The organism is Streptomyces triticirhizae (assembly GCF_003696235.1).
GTDB classification, from domain to species: Bacteria; Actinomycetota; Actinomycetes; order Streptomycetales; family Streptomycetaceae; genus Streptomyces; species Streptomyces triticirhizae.
Map to the genome: position 1 here is coordinate 1 of NZ_RFFJ01000416.1, position 810 is coordinate 810.

Below are 810 nucleotides of genomic sequence, written 5' to 3' on the forward strand. Positions count from 1 at the left end.
CGGCCACCGGGCGCAGCGGCGCCGGCAGGCCGCGCCGCGCCGCGAGCGCGCGGAGCGTGGCGGTGGGCGCGAGCACCGGGGAGTCGAGGATCAGTCCGGCGACCTGGCGGCGCAACGGGGAGTGCGTGGCGGCGTGCAGCGCCATCGTCGCGCCGGCGGACCAGCCGTAGAGCACCACCCGGCGTGCGCCGGAGCGCACGGCGAAGCGGAGCGCCGCCTCGGCGTCGCGCCACTCCCCCGCGCCCAGCCGGTAGGCGCGCTCGGCGCGGCGGGGGGCGCCGGGGTCGCCCCGGAAGCTGGGCAGCAGCACGGGGAACTGGTGCTGGTGCAGAAAGGGCAGCACGTTCAACGGCCCCTCCCGGGTCGCGCCGAGACCGTGCAGCGCGACCACCCAGGTCTCGCGGGCGCCGGGCACATACCAGGCGGGCAGGGTCACGGAGCCGTGCGGGAGTTCGACGTCGGTGTGCTCGATGCCGAGCGCCGAACGGGGCGTTCCGGTGTGCAGCTGCGGGGTGAGCCCGACGGACGCGCCGGTCGCGAACGGCGGCTCGGTGGCGCCGAGCAGCTGCCGCACCACGGTGTCGGGCGAGGCGGGTACGTCCAACGGCGGCCCGACCACGGCGGAGCCGTGCCGGCCGGTGAGCCGGTAGGTGCCGGGGCGCAGGGAGAGAGGGGAACGGGTGAGGGTGACGGTCTCGGCGGTGCTGTCGTGGACGGCGAACCGGACGCCGGCGAAGCCGACGGGCCGGCCGGCCCCGGCCGCGCCGAGGCCGGTGCGGCCGGCCCACCGGCCGGCCGCCATCGTGGCCA

The 810-nt window shown here is 78.6% G+C and carries 1 protein-coding gene; it reads right to left on the bottom strand.

What is annotated here, in order from left to right; genetic code table 11:
* Nucleotides 1–810, bottom strand: an 810-nt coding sequence (locus tag EBN88_RS30065; RefSeq protein WP_122400098.1) for an alpha/beta hydrolase family protein, incomplete at both ends; no start/stop codon positions are given.